At 63.2% G+C, this 476-nt stretch carries 1 pseudogene; it reads left to right on the top strand.

From position 1 onward, the window contains the following. Positions 1-296, top strand: a pseudogene (locus tag D7V77_RS42465) (hypothetical protein); the annotation flags it as partial. Between the last annotated feature and the right edge of the window lie 180 nt (positions 297-476).

Genomic DNA, 476 nt, shown 5'->3' on the forward strand with positions numbered 1-476 from the left:
TGCTCAAACCGGTGCCGCCGGGCGCAACGGCGGTTGGCATACCGGCGCGCATCATCGAGCGCGATGCCGCGACCGAGGCCCAGTCTGCGCTCAAGCAGGAGTTTTCCGCGTATGGCATCACGCCCGACGCGGACGATCCGGTATCGCTGGCGCTCAAACGGCTGATCGACCACAGCGAGCTTCAGCAAGAGCGCATCGAGTCGATTCTTTCTGCGCTCGATCGCCTCGGCGCGCACCTGGAAAACTCCCCGAACGATCCGTTCGATGCGAGCGAGCTGAAGCGGATGCTCAAGTAGGAAAAGGGTGGGTGACGACAGCTTATGCCGTCACTTGCTCGACCGTCAGCGCGCCATCCTGCAACTTGAGGAAGCTGCCGCGCGGCTGTGCCTGATCGAAATCCCAGTCGGAAAGAACCCAGCGTTCACCGCTCGCCTCGTGATGCAGTTGCGGGCGATGGGTGTGGCCGTGGATCAGCG

This window comes from Corallococcus sp. CA041A, assembly GCF_003612075.1.
GTDB lineage: Bacteria > Myxococcota > Myxococcia > Myxococcales > Myxococcaceae > Corallococcus > Corallococcus exiguus.